Origin of the sequence: Streptomyces iakyrus (assembly GCF_000717055.1) — a bacterium.
GTDB lineage: Bacteria > Actinomycetota > Actinomycetes > Streptomycetales > Streptomycetaceae > Streptomyces > Streptomyces iakyrus.
In genome coordinates, this window is record NZ_JNXI01000009.1 from 232,637 (window position 1) to 247,141 (window position 14,505).

Sequence of the window (14,505 nt, forward strand, 5' to 3'; positions counted from 1 at the left end):
CGGCCGGCTCACGGCTGGAGCAGGTCCACCTTCACGTCCGCCGGGAAGCCGGTCGTCGGGCCGACGCGCCGGGCGAACTCGGCGACCGCCGCGAGCTGCGGGTCTCCGAAGCGGAAGTCGAGGGTCGTGAAGTAGCGGGCGAGGGTCTCCTCGTCGAAGGCCTCCCAGCGGGCGGCCTGCTCGGCGACCTTGCCGACCTCCTCAAGGGAGAGGTTGCGGGAGTCCAGGAAGGCCTCGTGCACCCGGCGGGTGATCACCGGCTCGCGCTCCAGGTAGTCGCGGCGGGCCGCCCAGACCGCGAAGACGAACGGCAGGCCCGTCCACTCCTTCCACAGTGCGCCGAGGTCGTGCACCTCCAGGCCGAAGCGCGGTCCGTCGAGCATGTTCGCGCGCAGCGCCGCGTCGCCGATGAGGACGGCGGCGTCGGCCTCCTGCATCATCAGGCTGAGGTCGGGCGGGCAGGTGTAGTAGTCCGGCTGGACGCCGTAGCGCTCGGCGAGGAGCAGCTGGGCGAGGCGGACGGAGGTCCGGGAGGTCGACCCGAGGGCGACGCGGGCGCCGTCCAGCCGGTCCAGGGGGACCTGCGAGACGATCACGCAGGACATGACCGGGCCGTCGCAGCCGACGGCGATGTCGGGGAAGGCGACCAGGTCGTCGGCGTGCCGGAGGAACTCGACGAGGGTGATCGGACCGATGTCGAGATCGCCCTGCACCAGCTTCTCGCTGAGCTTCTCCGGGGTGTCCTTGGAGAGCTCGAAGTCGAGGAGCGTGCCTGTTCTCGCGAGCCCCCAGTACAGGGGCAGGCAGTTCAGGAACTGGATGTGGCCGACGCGCGGCCGGGTGCGAGGATTGTCCACATCGTGAGGCTAGCCCTCACGGCGTACGGACCGGCGCGCGACCCCTCCGCCGGGGTGTGGGCCCGTTGCGGGCGCCCCTCCGCCAGTCGGCCGAGGGTTGTTCAAACATTCGGGTGACGTGATCTTGACCCCTATTGCATTCCGGGGCCTGCGTGCTAGGCTCGTCGCAAGTTGCAGTTTGGTTTCCCTTGCAGTACAGAGCCTGCGGAGCATGTGACCGCGGGCTCTCGTCATTCTCAGACATATGCACTTGTGCGGAATTCATCTTCACACTTGCTGGTTCTGGAGCAGGGCAACCCTTTTGAAGCCCAAGGAGGGCTTATGGCTACCGGAACCGTGAAGTGGTTCAACGCCGAAAAGGGCTTTGGTTTCATCGCCCAGGAGGGCGGCGGCCCCGACGTCTTCGTCCACTACTCCGCGATCAACGCGAGCGGCTTCCGCTCGCTCGAGGAGAACCAGCAGGTGTCTTTCGACGTCACGCAGGGTCCGAAGGGCCCGCAGGCGGAGAACGTCACGCCGGTCTGATTTGTAGTACCCAAGGAGCCCCGCGCCGCAAGGCGACGGGGCTCCTGCCCTTTCCGGGCCTGGCCGGACGGTGAATTCCCGGCGAATTCCTGCCGTGGGACGATGGGCGGATGCGGAAAGACCAGGAGAACAGCGGGGAGGCCGGCGGCACGCCCGCCGACAAGGCCATGGCCACAGGCGTGTCGGTCGGCCTGTCCCTCGGCACGGCCATAGGGCTCGTGCTCGGCATGACCGTCTTCGACGACCTCGCCCTGGGCCTGGCCCTGGGCCTCGGTTTCGGCACGGCGATCGGAGCGGGTGTGGGTATCGGCGCCCGGCGGGGCCGCCCCTGACGACGGCGCCACCCCGGGCCCCGAACGGCCTAGGGTCTACGGCCATGACCGACACCCCTGTCTTCGTGACCGAGACCCGCGTCTTCTACGACACCGTCGCCGAGGAGTACGCCGCCGCCTTCGGCGATCTGCGTCCGGGGACGCCCCTGGACCGGGGCGTGCTCCACGGTTTCGCGGGGCTCGTGGGTGCGGGGGGCGAGGTCGCCGACCTGGGGTGCGGGCCCGGGCGGGTGACGGCGTACCTGGCGTCCCAGGGGCTGTCGGTGTTCGGTCTTGACCTGTCGGAGTCGATGCTCGCGATCGCCCGCCGCGAGAACCCGGGCCTGCGGTTCGTACGGGGCTCCATGCTGGAGCTCGACCTGCCGGACTCCTCGCTCGACGGCGTCGTGTCCTGGTACTCGATCATCCACACCCCCGAGGAGCACCTGCCCGCGCTCTTCGCCGGTTTCCACCGCGTACTGCGCCCCGGCGGGCATCTGCTCCTCGGCTTCCAGTCCGGGGACGAGCACCGCCGCTACGAGGAGGCCTTCGGACACGACGTGTCCCTGACCTTCCGCCGCGGCCGCCCGGAGCGCATCGCCGCCCTGCTGGGCAGCGCCGGCTTCACCGTCCGCGCCACGACCGTACGAGAGCCCGACGAGACGCGGGGCGAGCCGGTCGCCCAGGCGAGCCTCGTGGCCCGCAAGCCGGGGGACTGAACCGCCCGGGGCATCGCCGCAGCCCCACGCGCGACGCCCCGGGTGGCCCCGCGACCGGCCGCGGATGCCCCCAGGCGCACCACGACCGGCTCACGCTCGGCCGGTCCCTCCGGACGGCCCCCGACCGCTACAGCACCCCCGCGATGTCCCGCGCCGCGATGTACCCGAACGTCATGGCCGGGCCGATCGTCGAGCCCGCGCCCGCGTAGCTGTGGCCCATCACCGCCGCGCTGGCGTTTCCCGCCGCGTAGAGGCCGGGGATGACCGAGCCGTCCTCGCGCAGGACCCGGGCCCGGGCGTCCGTGCGGAGGCCGCCCTTGGTGCCGAGGTCGCCGGGGACGATGCGGAAGGCGTGGTACGGGGGGAGCCAGAGGGGTGCCAGGCAGGAGTTCGGGAGGACGGACGGGTCGGTGTAGTAGTGGTCGTAGGCGCTGTCGCCCCGGTGGAAGTCGGGGTCCTCGCCTTGCCGTGCCTGGGCGTTGAAGCGGTTCACGCTGGTGCGCAGGGCCGCCGCGGGGACGCCGATGGAGGCCGCCAGCGCGTCCAGGGTCCACTCCTTGTGCGCCGCCCCGGAGTCGTACCAGGAGGCGGGGAAGGGCAGCGTCGGCAGGACGTCCTTGAAGAGGTACCGGTTGCGGTAGTTCTGGTCGGTGATCAGCCAGCACGGAATGGCCGGGTCGGTGTCGTGGACGTCGTACATGGTGTGCACGACGTCGCTGTAGGGCGCGGCCTCGTTGACGAAGCGCCGGCCGGAGCCGTTGACCAGCAGCCCGCCGGGCAGGGTGCGTTCGGCGAGGCAGAAATACGGCTGTCCGGGGATCGGGATCGCCGGGCCCCACCACGCGTCCTCCATCAGGTCGAGCGCCGCGCCCAGCCGCTCCCCCGCCCGGATGCCGTCGCCGGTGTTCTCCTTCGCCCCGACGGTCCACTGCGTGCCGATGGGCTGCCGCTGGAAGCGTTCCCGCATCGCGGCGTTGTGCTCGAAGCCGCCGGAGCCGACGATCACGCCCCGGCGGGCGCGGACCAGGCCGGGAGCGCCGTCGCGCATGACGACGGCTCCCGTGACCGTGCCGTTCTCGACGTGCAGGTCCGTCAGGGGCGTGTTCAGCCAGACGGGGACGCCGGCCGAGCGCAGGCCCGCGCGCAGGCCCGCCGCCAGTGCCTGGCCCATCGTCAGGGGCTTCTGGCCGAGCGTCGCCGCCTTCGTGCCGCGGGCGAGGCACTGGGCGGCGACGGCCGTGCCCCGGGCGTTCACGGCGGCCAGGGCGACCCACTTGTAGTCGGCGCTGAAGACGACCATGCCGGCGGGGACGTCCATGTACGGCGGGTTCAGGTGCGCCAGCTCGGGCCCCAGGAGGTTGCCGTCGAACTGGTCGGGCTCGATGGAGCGGCCGTTCGGCAGGCCGCCGGGCAGCTCGGGGTAGTAGTCGCTGTAGCCCTCCATCCAGCGGAACCGGAGCGGGCTGTTCGCCATGACGAAGGAGATCGTGGCCGGGCCGTGGGCGAGGAAGGCACGCTGCCGGTCGGCGGGGACCTCCGGGCCGACGACGGCGGCGAGGTAGGCGGCGGCCTTCGCGGGGGTGTCCGGGACGCCGGCCGCGAGGATGACGGAGTTGTTGGGGATCCAGATTCCGGCGCCGGAGCGGGCGGCCGAGCCGCCGAAGGTCGGCGCCTTCTCCACGACCACACAGCTCAGGCCCTGGCGCGCGGCGGTCAGCGCGGCGGTCATGCCCGCGGCGCCGGAGCCGATGACGACGACGTCGTAGGTGCCGAGCGGGGGTAAGTCGGCTGCCCGGGCGCCCTGTTGAACGCCCGCGGCGACCGCGAGACCGGCACCGGCAGCCCCGGCCAGCAGTCGTCTTCGGGACGGGCCTTCGGCAGGTCCTGCGGTGTCCGTGCGAGGGGTCATGGCCGCTCCAGCCCGACGAGAACGCGTAAGGGGTGGGGAATGTCGCGCGGGGGCCTTGCGAAGTCAAGACCCGTGCGGCACCCACCCCGCGTCCACCACCCGCACCCTACGGCGGGGCAACGCCCTTCTTTCAGGGGCGCGGGGAACTGCGCGATCGGCCACCTTCAGCCCGCAGCCGCCGACGAGGAGGAACGCGCCGACCCGGCTCCGGCGCCCCCGTCTCCGCTACTCCAGCCCGATCGCCGCGCAGTCCGCCCGGTACTTGGACGTGCAGATGTCCTTCACGCTGTACACGCCGTCCGTGATCACCGTCTCCTTGATGTTGTCCTTGGTGAGGGCGACCACCGGCACCAGCATCGCCGGGGTGCCCTTCTGCGTGGGGCTGTCGACGGTCTCCCGGGTCAGCGCGGCGAACTCGATCGCACGGCCCTGCACCTTGGCCACCGCGATCTTCGCGGCGTTGGTCGCCTCCAGCAGGAAGGACTTGTACACGGTCATGTACTGCTCGCCGGACACGACCCGCTGCACCGCGTCGAGGTTGGCGTCCTGCCCGGTCACCGGCGGCATCTTCGTGGCTCCGGCCTCCTGCAGCGCCTCGATGACGGCGCCCGCCATGCCGTCGTTGGCCGAGTAGACGGCGGCGATGTCGTTCAGCCCGACCGCCTGGATCGCCTCCTTCATGTGCTGCTTGGCGATCGCGGGCTTCCACTCCTTGGTGTCGTACTCCTTGACGATGTTCACCTGGCCCTGGAGCTCGCTCAGCGCGCCGTCCTTGAACCGTGCCGTGTTCGGGTCGCCGGGGTCGCCGTTCATCATGACGACCTTGCTCTTCTCGGCCTTGTCGCCGAGCTCCCCGACGATGGCGCGGCCCTGCACCTGTCCGACGAGTTCGTTGTCGTGGGAGACGTAGGCGTCGATCGGGCCCTCGGCGAGCCGGTCGTAGGCGATGACCGGGATGCCGGCGTCCTTGGCCTTCTGGACGTCCGGGGCGATGGTCTTGGAGTTCAGGGCGTCGACGAGGATGACGTCGACCTTGTCGGCGATCATCTGCTGGAACTGCCGGCTCTGTCTGGTGACGCTGGCCTCGGCGTTGGCGTAGCGGACCTTGCCCTGGTTCTCCGTGAGGGAGGCGACCTCCTGCTTGATCAGCGGGTAGTCGAACTTCTCGAAGCGTGCCGTGTCCCGGTCGGGCAGCAGCAGGCCCACCGTGATGTCGTTGCCCTTCTTCGCGGCGGTGTCGTCACTCCCGCCGTCGCCGCAGGCGGCGAGGGACAGGGCCGATACGGAGACCGCCAGGGCCATGGAGACGTGCCGCACGGCGGCCTGACGGGTGTTGCGCGCTATCACTGGTGGTGCCTTCCGATGGGGGGAGCATCGTGACGAGGTGGTCGAAAGCCAACGGGCAGACGCCGTGCGTCGTCAATAAGCACGTGTGAAGAGATCGCAAAGGTGCCTCACCGCGTGTACAGGCCCTCCACTTCCGTCGCGAACGCGCGCAGCACGGCCTCCCGGCGGAGCTTCATCGACGGGGTCAGGTGGCCCGCCTCCTCGGTGAAGTCCTCGGGGAGGATGGCGAAGCGGCGGATGGACTCCGGGCGGGAGACCATCTTGTTGGCCTCGTCGACGGCGCGCTGGAGGACGGCGCGCAGTTCCTCGTCGTCGACGAGGAGCGTGGCGGGGACCGGGTGTTTGCCGTTCATCTGGCGCCAGTGCGTGATGCCGTCCGGGTCGAGGGTGATCAGCGCCGAGACGAAGGGGCGGCCGTCGCCCAGGACGAGGCACTGGGAGATCAGCGGGTGGGAGCGCAGCCAGTTCTCCAGCGGGGCCGGGGCGACGGACTTGCCGCCCGCGGTGATGAGCATCTCCTTCTTGCGGCCGGTGATCGTCAGGTAGCCCTCGTCGTCCAGTTCGCCGAGGTCGCCGGTGGCGAGCCAGCCGTCGGGGGCGGCGGGGACGACACCCCCGGCCTGCGGGTCCCAGTAGCCGCGCAGCACGTGGTCGCCGCCGACGAGGATCTCGCCGTCGGCGGCGATGCGGACGCGGGTGCCGGGCAGCGGCCAGCCGACGGTGCCCAGCCGGGGTTTCAGGGGCGGGGTGACGGTGCTCGCGCCGGTGGTCTCGGTCAGGCCGTAGCCCTCGAAGATCTCGATGCCGGCTCCCGCGTAGAAGGCCGCCAGGCGGCTGCCGAGCGGGGAGCCGCCGCAGATGGCGTAGCGGACCCTGCCGCCCATGGCGTTGCGGATGCGGCGGTAGACCAGGGGGTCGTAGAAGGCGCGGGCGGTCTTGAGGGCGCGGGAGGGGCCGGGGCCGGTGCCCGTCTGCTGGGCCTCCAGGGCCTCTCCGTAGCGCTGTGCCACGGCCGCCGCACGGTCGAACGAGGAGACCCGGCCGCCCGCCTCGGCCTTGGCACGGGCCGAGTTGAAGACCTTCTCCAGCATGTAGGGGATGGCGATCAGGCAGGTCGGCCGGAAGCCGGCCAGGTCCGGGAGCAGCCGGTCGGCCTTGATGCTGGGGGCGTGGCCCAGCCGGACGCGGGCCCGGACGCAGGCGATCGCCACCATGCGGCCGAAGACGTGGGACATCGGCAGGAACAGCAGGACCGAGGCCTCTTCGCTGGTCTTCGCCCGGAAGACGGGGTAGAGCAGCTCGATGGCGTTGTCGACCTCGGCGAAGAAGTTGCCGTGGGTGAGCGCGCAGCCCTTGGGGCGTCCGGTGGTGCCCGAGGTGTAGACGAGGGTGGCGAGGGTGTCGGGGCCGAGCATGCCCCGCCGCACCCCGACCTCCTGGTCGGGCAGGTGCGCGCCGGCTTCGGCGAGCCGGTCCACGTGGCCCTTCTCCACGATCCACATGTGCCGGAGGTCGGGCAGGCGTTCGCGCTCGGGGCCGAGGGCGGCGGCCTGCGCGGCGGTCTCGGTGATCAGGGCGACCGCTCCGGAGTCCTGGAGGATCCAGCGGGCCTGGAAGACGGAGGAGGTGGGGTAGACGGGGACGGTGACGAGCCCGGCCGCCCAGGCGGCGAAGTCCAGGACCGTCCACTCGTAGATCGTGCGGGCCATCACGGCGACCCGGTCGCCCGGCATCAGGCCCTCGGCGACCAGGCCCTTGGCCACGGCCCGCACCTGCTCGGCGAACTGTGCCGCCGTGACGTCACCCCAGCGCCCTTCGGCGTCCTTGCGGCTGAGCACCACGGCATCGGGATGCGCGTTCGCGTTGTCGAAGGGCAGGTCGGCGAGCGACCCGTGCGTCCACGGCGGGGCCAGCGGCGGTACGGAGGCCTCCCGTACCGCCCCGTCCAGGCGCCGCACCTCGGGTTCGACCAGGACCGGTCCTCCGTACGCGTCGCCGTAGGCGGAGGAGGGATACGCAGTGGACACGGGCGGCTCCTGGGGCGTGCAGCGAAGGACTGCTTGCTGCATGACGTACGTGCCTCGCACGCCGAGGCGCTCAACCGGCTCAATCCCCCTGAGACATCCGTAAGGGGTTACTGACGGTAGGAACGGGATCGTACGGCGCTCACGTGGCGGGTTTGTGCGAATTCGGGGATGGTCCGGAGCCAGGCCTGTGCAATCTCGGGGGGTACGTGAGGGTTCTTCAGGTTCCGCGCGCCCGTCGCTCTCAGGCCCGTTCCAGGATCGCCGTCACCCCCTGCCCGCCCGCCGCGCAGACGGAGATCAGGCCGCGGGCGGGGGCGTCCCGTTCGGCGAGGAGCTTGGCCAGGGTGGCGACGATCCGGGTCCCGGTGGCGGCGAAGGGGTGGCCGGTCGCGAGGGAGGAGCCGGCGACGTTCAGGCGGGCGCGGTCCACGGTGCCGAGGCCCCGCTTCTCCCAGGCGGCGAGGGTCGCCAGCACCTGGGAGGCGAACGCCTCGTGGATCTCGACGAGGTCGAAGTCGTCCAGGCCGAGGCCGGCCCGCCCCAGCATGCGCGGGACGGCGTACGCGGGCGCCATGAGCAGTCCGTCCTCGCCGCCGGCCACGTCGCCGCCCACGAAGTCGACGGCGGCCGTCTCGTACGCGGTGAGGTACGCCAGCGGCTCCAGGCCGCGTTCGCGGGCCCACTCCTCGCTCGCCAGCAGGACGGTGGCGGCGCCGTCCGTCAGCGGGGTGGAGTTCCCGGCCGTCATGGTCGGGTCGGGATGGCCGAGCCCGAACACCGGCTTCAGGGACGCGAGTTTCTCCACGGTCGAGTCCGGGCGCAGGTTCTGGTCGCGGGCCAGGCCATGGAACGGGACCACCAGGTCCTGGAAGAAGCCGCGTTCGTACGCCGCCGCCAGCCGCTGGTGACTGGTGGCGGCGAGCCGGTCCTGCGCCTCGCGGGGGATGCCCCAGGCGCGGGCGGTGACGGCGGCGTGTTCGCCCATGGACAGGCCGGTGCGTGGCTCGGCGTTGCGCGGGATGTCGGGGACGAGGTGGCCGGGGCGCATCTTCGCCAGGGCCTTGAGGCGGGCGCCCGGCGACTTCGCCCGGCGGACCTCCAGGAGGATGTGCCGCAGGGAATCGTTGACGCCGAGGGGTGCGTCGCTGGCCGTGTCGGCGCCGCCCGCGACGGCGGAGTCCGTCTGGCCGAGGGCGATCTTGTTGGCGGCGGCGATGACGGCCTGGAGGCCGGTGCCGCAGGCCTGCTGGATGTCGTAGGCGGGGGTGCTCGGATGGAGGCCGGAGCCGAGGACGGTCTCGCGGGCGAGGTTGAAGTCGCGGGCGTGCTTGAGCACGGCCCCGGCGACGAACTCGCCGACCGCGCCCGGCCCCTGGAGTCCGTACCGCTCGACCAGGCCGTCGAGGGCGGCGGTGAGCATCTGCTGGTTGGAGGCGGTGGCGTAGGGGCCGTCGGAGCGGGCGAAGGGAATGCGCGCTCCGCCGACGACCGCCACGCGCCGCACCGACATCTTCTGGGGGCTCATCTCGACCCGCTCCTCGCCTGTGACGTAGCCTTACCTACGGTAACCTTACTCCAGAGTAAGCAAGTGTGAGCAGTCATCCGAGCTGGGAGTCACCATGGCCGACCGCTATCTGAGCTTCACCGCCACCGGACCCGGCCGCTTCCTCACCCGCCGGCTCGGCCTGCCCCAGCCGGCGGCGCTGACCCGCTGGTCCCCCGAGCGGCCCGCTCTCGACGGCGGCCTCCGCCACCTCACCGCCGGCAGGTCCGGGCTCGACCTGGCCCCGGTCCTGGCCCGCACCGGGATGGGCCCGGCCGGTTCCGGCCGTGCGGCGGCCGTCGTCCTGGACGCGACCGGGGTGCGGGACGTGGAGGCCCTGGCCGAGGTGCATGCCGCCCTGCATCCGGTCGTACGGTCGGTCGCTCCGAGCGGGCGCGTGGTGGTGCTCGGCGCGCCCCTCGACCCGGCCGACCACCACCAGGCCGCGGCCCAGCAGGCCCTGGAGGGGTTCACCCGCTCCCTCGGCAAGGAGATCGGCCGGGGCAGGACGGTGAACCTGGTCCGGCTCACGGACGCGGCCGCCGCGGAGTCGACCCTGCGCTTCCTGCTGTCGCCCAAGTCGGCCTACGTCAGCGGGCAGGTGATCGAGGTGGGGACACCCCAGGAGGCCCCTCCGCCCGACTGGGACCGCCCCCTGGCCGGCCGCACCGCCCTGGTCACCGGCGCCGCCCGGGGCATCGGTGAGGCGGTCGCCGAGACCCTCGCGCGGGACGGTGCCCGGGTCGTCGTCCTCGACGTGCCGCAGGCCGAGCAGGACGCCCGGCGGGTTGCCGACCGGCTCGGCGGCACCGCGCTGCTGCTCGACGTGACGTCCGCCGACGCGGGCGCGCGGATCGCCGAGGCCCTGCCCGACGGCCTGGACCTGCTGATCCACAACGCGGGCATCACCCGCGACCGGCGCCTGGTGAACATGCCGTCCGAACGCTGGATCTCCGTCCTCGAAGTGAACCTGGCGAGCGTGCTGCGCACCACGGACGCCCTGCTCAAGGACGGGACGCTGAAGCGCGGCGGCCGGGTCGTCGCCACCGCCTCGATCGCGGGGCTCGCGGGCAACGCCGGCCAGACCAACTACGGGGCGAGCAAGGCGGGCGTCGTCGGCCTGGTCCGCTCCCTCGCGCCGCGCGCGCTGGCAGAGCACGGCGTGACGGTCAACGCGGTCGCGCCGGGCTTCATCGAGACGAGGATGACGGCCGCCGTCCCGCTGTTCATCCGCGAGGCGGGCCGCCGGATGAACTCCCTCGCGCAGGGCGGTCTCCCGGCCGATGTCGCCGAGACCACCGCCTGGCTGGCCCACCCGGCCTCGGGGGCGGTCAACGGCCAGGTCGTCCGCGTCTGCGGCCAGAGCCTGCTGGGGGCGTGATGACCGGCCCCGACGCCCTCGTCCTCACCGGGCCTCCCGCCCTCGCCCCGCTCCTGGCCCGCGGCGCTGTGCTCTCCCCCTTCAAACGCCCCCGTTCCGAGGCGGAGTTCCCCCGCACCCGGCTCGTCCTGCCCGGCGTGCGTGTCGACCTCGCGCGGCTCGCGGCGTACGAGCGGGTCTGCGGGTTCCCCGTCGGGGAGGACGCGCTGCCGGTGACGTATCCGCACGTGCTCGGGTTCCCGCTGGCCATGCGGCTGTTGAGCGGCCGGGACTTCCCGCTGCCGCTGCTCGGCCTCGTCCACACGTCGATCACCGTCACCCGGCACGAGCGGATGTCTCCCGGCGGCAGCTACGAACTATCGGTGCACGTCGAGGGGTTGGTCCCGCACCGGCGCGGCACGGAAGCCACGGTCGTCACCGAGGTGCGCCGCGGCGGTGCCGTCGTCTGGGAGTCGAGGAGCACGTACCTGGCCCGGCACCGCACGGACCGGCCGGCCGCGGTGCCCCGGGAGCCGGAGGCGCGCACACCGCTGCCGCCGGTCGACGAGTGGCGGCTCGCCGGGGATGTGGGGCGCCGCTACGGGGCCGCCTCAGGGGACCGCAACCCGATCCACCTGCACCCGCTCACGGCCCGCCTGTTCGGCTTCCCCCGCGCCATCGCGCACGGCATGTGGACCGTGGCCCGCTGCCTGGCCGCGCACGGCGTCCCCCAGCACTGCCATCTGCGCGCAGAGTTCCGGGCACCGGTCCTGCTGCCCGGAACGGTGACGTACGCGGCGCGGGACGGCCGGTTCGAACTGCGCGGCCCGGAGGACCGGGTCCACGTGGCGGGGGACGTCTATCCGACGTGAGGGCCCGGCGGCTCCTCCGGGGGTGCCCAGGGCCGCCCCGCCATGAGGTCGCCGAGGCCCGCCCAGGCGAAGTTCATCAGGGTGGCGGCGGCCTGCCGGGCGGTGACGCCCGGGGTGGCGTTGGCCCAGGCGGCGAGCGACTCGGCGGCGCCGACCAGGGCCTCGGCCAGTCCGGCGACCTCGCGCTCGGGGAGGTCGGGGTCGCGGTGGGCCTCGCGGGCCCCGGCGAGGATCAGCTGGGTCACGAACGCGACGATCTCCTCGCGCATCGCGGTGACCTCGGCGGCGAACGGCTCGCCGTGGGTACGGGCCTGGAGGTGCAGGACGGACCACGCGTCCGGGTTCTCGCCGGTGTGCGCGAAGAAGGCGCCGAGGCCTTCCCACAGTTGCCGGTCGGCCGGCAGGTCGCGGCGGACCCCGGCCCGTACCGCCTCGACGAGGGCCCCCGCCTCCCGGCGGATGCAGGCGGTGAAGAGGTCTTCCTTCGAGTTGAGGTACAGATACACCAACGGCTTGGACACGCCGGCCAGTTCGGCGATCTCGTCCATCGACGCGGCCATGTAGCCCCGTTGGCCGAAGATCTGCACGGCGGCGTCCAGCATCTGCTGTTCACGGACCGCGCGCGGCATCCGCTTGGTCTTCACGGCACCCATACCGCTTAGCGTACGGGCCCCCTGGAGGGCCCTCGCCCGGTGAACCGGGGAAGGACCGCCCAGGGGGCCCGTCGAGCTCTCGATGCCGGGCCGGCCGTCAGGCGGTCGCGGGGACCGGCTCGGCCTTGTCGCGGGGCTCGTCGGCCGGCTCGTCCAGGGAGGAACCGTCGGCCGTGGCGTAGGCGTCGCGGTCGAGCAGGTTCTCGCGGGAGGAGACCAGCACCGGGATCAGCGCCTGCCCGGCGACGTTGGTCGCGGTGCGGATCATGTCCAGGATCGGGTCGATCGCGAGGAGCAGGCCCACGCCCTCCATCGGCAGGCCGAGGGTGGACAGGGTGAGGGTCAGCATGACCGTCGCGCCGGTGAGGCCGGCCGTGGCGGCGGAGCCGACCACCGAGACGAACGCGATCAGCAGGTAGTCGCCGACGCCCAGCTGGATGTCGAAGATCTGGGCGACGAAGATCGCGGCGATGGCCGGGTAGATCGCGGCGCAGCCGTCCATCTTGGTCGTGGCGCCGAACGGCACGGCGAAGGAGGCGTACTCCTTCGGCACTCCGAGCCGCTCGGTGACCTTCTGCGTCAGCGGCATGGTGCCGACCGAGGAGCGGGAGACGAAGGCCAGCTGGATCGCGGGCCAGGCACCCTTGAAGAACTGGACCGGGTTGACCTTGGCGACGGTCGCGAGCAGCGTCGGGTAGACACCGAACATCACGATGAGGCAGCCGACGTAGATGTCGGCGGTGAACGTCGCGTACTTGCCGATCAGGTCCCAGCCGTAGGTGGCGATGGCGTAGCCGATGAGGCCGATCGTGCCGATCGGGGCGAGCCGGATGACCCACCACAGCGCCTTCTGGAGCAGGCTGAGGACCGACTCGCTGAGGGTGAGGATCGGCTGGGCCTTCTCGCCGAGCTGGAGCGCGGCGATACCGGCGACGGCGGCCATGAAGACGATCTGGAGCACGTTCAGCTGGGTGAACGGCGTGATGACGTCGGTCGGGACGATGCCGGTCAGGAAGTCGATCCAGGAACCGGTGGTCTCGGGCTTCCCGCCGTCCTTCGGCGTGAGGCCGGTGCCGGCACCAGGGTTGGTGACCAGGCCGATGATCAGGCCGATGCTGACCGCGATCAGCGACGTGATCATGAACCAGAGGAGGGTGCGCGAGGCCAGGCGGGCCGCGTTGTTGACCTTCCGCAGGTTGGTGATCGAGACCAGGATCGCGAAGAAGACGAGCGGGGCGACGGCCAGCTTCAGCAGGCCGATGAAGGTGTCGCCGACCTTCTCCAGGGTCGTGACCAGCCAGGACAGATCCTGGTTGCGGGCGAGCCAGCCGAGGAACACACCCAGGACGAGACCGGCGAGTATCTGGGCCCAGAAGGGCACCTTGAAGAATTTCAGACGTGAGGACACGCGACTGACTCCGTTGGGGGGACGCGTAACGGGGGGACTGACGTGGGAGACGACGGGGGGTTGCGTTACGTCAGGGACGACAGAAAGCGGACGCGCACCGACAGAGATCCACGTGCAGCCGCGCCACGAGCGGAACGCTCAGGGGCGAGTGGGGCGCGACTGCTGACTTCATACAACGACCTTAACACCTGAACTTTGAGCACCCCAAAGCCTGGCTTTGACAGGTGACGACGCACACACACCCATACAACGCAAAGCGCCCCGTTTCCGAGCATGTACGGAAACGGGGCGCCGGAACGCGTGTGAGGGACCTTACGAGGTCTGCCCCTGGGCCCGGGCGGTGTCGTCGGCCACGTCCTCCTGGCCGCGGTTCGCGTCCAGGTTGGCCTTCATCCGGTCGACCCGCTGCGCGACCTGGACCGACGCCCGGTCCCGCTCCTTGCGCAGCACGACCAGGCTGATCGGCGCGGAGATGAGCAGGGCGAGGGCCACGATCCACAGCCCGTTGCTGTTGCCGAGCCCGCGCGGGGCGATGCCGGTGTAGACAGCGCCCCAGACGACCACGAGGCAGCCCACGAAGATTCCGAGGCGCATCAGCGTGTAGCGGAGCATCTCAATCCACTCTTCCGGTTCGAACGGTCGGAACGCACCCAAAGGGGCACCGTCCAGTGAAACACGCCGAGGGGCCGATCTTGCACGGGGGTTGTGAACTGCTGGCGGCTGACTGTGCATAGGCGTGTTCAGGTGCGCATGAGTGAGTGTCCGGGCTGCGGACGGTGCGACCTCCTGCGCGTGAACGACAGTTCCCCTGTCGAATGCGTGACCTTCTCGGATGGGGGTCGTTGAACGCGCTGAGGGATGGGTCAACCGGCGCGGGACGGGGGTGAGGGTTTGAGCGGCCTGCGGAAGATCGGAGCGCCGTTCGTGGTGCCCGGCCCTTCCGGGATCGCGGTCCGTGACCGGCTCAAGTACCT

General features: G+C 71.6%; 14 protein-coding genes. 5 read left to right on the plus strand and 9 right to left on the minus strand.

Annotated features, from left to right (window positions below; all coding sequences use genetic code 11):
- Positions 1-8 precede the first annotated feature (8 nt).
- On the minus strand, positions 9-857 hold the full coding sequence (locus OO68_RS16535; RefSeq protein WP_033309095.1) for a menaquinone biosynthetic enzyme MqnA/MqnD family protein: 849 nt from the start codon (positions 855-857) through the stop codon (positions 9-11).
- 321 nt (positions 858-1,178) lie between these two features.
- Here OO68_RS16535 and OO68_RS16540 point away from each other — a divergent pair, with 321 nt between their 5' ends.
- From OO68_RS16540 to OO68_RS16550, 3 genes are all read left to right on the plus strand, one after another.
- Positions 1,179-1,382, plus strand: coding sequence for a cold-shock protein (locus OO68_RS16540; protein ID WP_003992177.1), 204 nt, complete (start codon positions 1,179-1,181; stop codon positions 1,380-1,382).
- Between the two features lie 110 nt (positions 1,383-1,492).
- Positions 1,493-1,714 (plus strand): hypothetical protein, encoded by a 222-nt coding sequence (locus OO68_RS45485; protein WP_033309096.1) that lies wholly within the window; start codon positions 1,493-1,495, stop codon positions 1,712-1,714.
- A gap of 44 nt (positions 1,715-1,758) precedes the next feature.
- Positions 1,759-2,412, plus strand: a complete 654-nt coding sequence (locus OO68_RS16550; RefSeq protein WP_033309097.1) for a class I SAM-dependent methyltransferase — start codon at positions 1,759-1,761, stop codon at positions 2,410-2,412.
- Between the two features lie 127 nt (positions 2,413-2,539).
- On the opposite strand, the gene kstD is transcribed toward OO68_RS16550, so the two are convergent.
- The 4 genes from kstD to OO68_RS16570 all read right to left on the minus strand — a co-directional run bounded on the left by kstD (position 2,540) and on the right by OO68_RS16570 (position 9,220).
- Positions 2,540-4,321, minus strand: a complete 1,782-nt coding sequence (gene kstD / locus OO68_RS16555) for a 3-oxosteroid 1-dehydrogenase (RefSeq protein WP_051814671.1) — start codon at positions 4,319-4,321, stop codon at positions 2,540-2,542.
- A 225-nt stretch (positions 4,322-4,546) separates the two neighbouring features.
- On the minus strand, positions 4,547-5,623 hold the full coding sequence (locus OO68_RS16560; protein WP_106974355.1) for a sugar ABC transporter substrate-binding protein: 1,077 nt from the start codon (positions 5,621-5,623) through the stop codon (positions 4,547-4,549).
- A 152-nt stretch (positions 5,624-5,775) separates the two neighbouring features.
- The gene (locus OO68_RS16565; protein ID WP_051814676.1) at positions 5,776-7,737 is read right to left on the minus strand and encodes an AMP-dependent synthetase/ligase; all 1,962 of its coding nucleotides are present in this window, start codon (positions 7,735-7,737) and stop codon (positions 5,776-5,778) included.
- A gap of 199 nt (positions 7,738-7,936) precedes the next feature.
- Positions 7,937-9,220 (minus strand): acetyl-CoA C-acetyltransferase, encoded by a 1,284-nt coding sequence (locus tag OO68_RS16570; protein ID WP_033309099.1) that lies wholly within the window; start codon positions 9,218-9,220, stop codon positions 7,937-7,939.
- 94 nt (positions 9,221-9,314) lie between these two features.
- Between OO68_RS16570 and OO68_RS16575 the strand changes: the two genes are divergently transcribed.
- On the plus strand, positions 9,315-10,619 hold the full coding sequence (locus OO68_RS16575; RefSeq protein WP_033309100.1) for a 3-oxoacyl-ACP reductase: 1,305 nt from the start codon (positions 9,315-9,317) through the stop codon (positions 10,617-10,619).
- Positions 10,619-11,470, plus strand: a complete 852-nt coding sequence (locus OO68_RS16580; RefSeq protein ID WP_033309101.1) for a MaoC family dehydratase — start codon at positions 10,619-10,621, stop codon at positions 11,468-11,470. The genes OO68_RS16575 and OO68_RS16580 overlap by 1 nt, the downstream gene beginning before the upstream one ends.
- On the opposite strand, the gene OO68_RS16585 is transcribed toward OO68_RS16580, so the two are convergent.
- The 4 genes from OO68_RS16585 to OO68_RS16595 form a co-directional block, all read right to left on the minus strand.
- Positions 11,458-12,123: a TetR/AcrR family transcriptional regulator gene (locus OO68_RS16585; RefSeq protein ID WP_033309102.1), complete on the minus strand. Its 666-nt coding sequence runs from the start codon at positions 12,121-12,123 to the stop codon at positions 11,458-11,460. The two genes, OO68_RS16580 and OO68_RS16585, sit on opposite strands and share 13 nt — an antisense overlap.
- A 97-nt stretch (positions 12,124-12,220) precedes the next feature.
- Complete coding sequence (locus OO68_RS16590; RefSeq protein ID WP_033309103.1) at positions 12,221-13,531, minus strand: dicarboxylate/amino acid:cation symporter; 1,311 nt, start codon at positions 13,529-13,531, stop codon at positions 12,221-12,223.
- 70 nt (positions 13,532-13,601) lie between these two features.
- Positions 13,602-13,703 (minus strand): putative leader peptide, encoded by a 102-nt coding sequence (locus OO68_RS48485; protein ID WP_329503596.1) that lies wholly within the window; start codon positions 13,701-13,703, stop codon positions 13,602-13,604.
- 140 nt (positions 13,704-13,843) lie between these two features.
- Positions 13,844-14,143 carry a DUF4229 domain-containing protein gene (locus OO68_RS16595; RefSeq protein WP_033309104.1) on the minus strand — a complete coding sequence of 100 codons (300 nt, stop codon included), beginning with the start codon at positions 14,141-14,143 and terminating at the stop codon, positions 13,844-13,846.
- Positions 14,144-14,505: the final 362 nt, after the last annotated feature.

Excerpts from the sequence above, each read along its gene's own strand:
- OO68_RS16540 (WP_003992177.1), top strand. The coding sequence starts at position 1,179 with ATGGCTACCGGAACCGTGAAGTGGTTCAACGCCGAAAAGGGCTTTGGT.
- OO68_RS45485 (WP_033309096.1), top strand. The coding sequence starts at position 1,493 with ATGCGGAAAGACCAGGAGAACAGCGGGGAGGCCGGCGGCACGCCCGCC.
- OO68_RS16550 (WP_033309097.1), top strand. The coding sequence starts at position 1,759 with ATGACCGACACCCCTGTCTTCGTGACCGAGACCCGCGTCTTCTACGAC.
- kstD (WP_051814671.1), bottom strand. The coding sequence starts at position 4,321 with ATGACCCCTCGCACGGACACCGCAGGACCTGCCGAAGGCCCGTCCCGA.
- OO68_RS16560 (WP_106974355.1), bottom strand. The coding sequence starts at position 5,623 with ATGGCCCTGGCGGTCTCCGTATCGGCCCTGTCCCTCGCCGCCTGCGGC.
- OO68_RS16565 (WP_051814676.1), bottom strand. The coding sequence starts at position 7,737 with ATGCAGCAAGCAGTCCTTCGCTGCACGCCCCAGGAGCCGCCCGTGTCC.
- OO68_RS16570 (WP_033309099.1), bottom strand. The coding sequence starts at position 9,220 with ATGAGCCCCCAGAAGATGTCGGTGCGGCGCGTGGCGGTCGTCGGCGGA.
- OO68_RS16575 (WP_033309100.1), top strand. The coding sequence starts at position 9,315 with ATGGCCGACCGCTATCTGAGCTTCACCGCCACCGGACCCGGCCGCTTC.
- OO68_RS16580 (WP_033309101.1), top strand. The coding sequence starts at position 10,619 with ATGACCGGCCCCGACGCCCTCGTCCTCACCGGGCCTCCCGCCCTCGCC.
- OO68_RS16585 (WP_033309102.1), bottom strand. The coding sequence starts at position 12,123 with ATGGGTGCCGTGAAGACCAAGCGGATGCCGCGCGCGGTCCGTGAACAG.
- OO68_RS48485 (WP_329503596.1), bottom strand. The coding sequence starts at position 13,703 with ATGAAGTCAGCAGTCGCGCCCCACTCGCCCCTGAGCGTTCCGCTCGTG.
- OO68_RS16595 (WP_033309104.1), bottom strand. The coding sequence starts at position 14,143 with ATGCTCCGCTACACGCTGATGCGCCTCGGAATCTTCGTGGGCTGCCTC.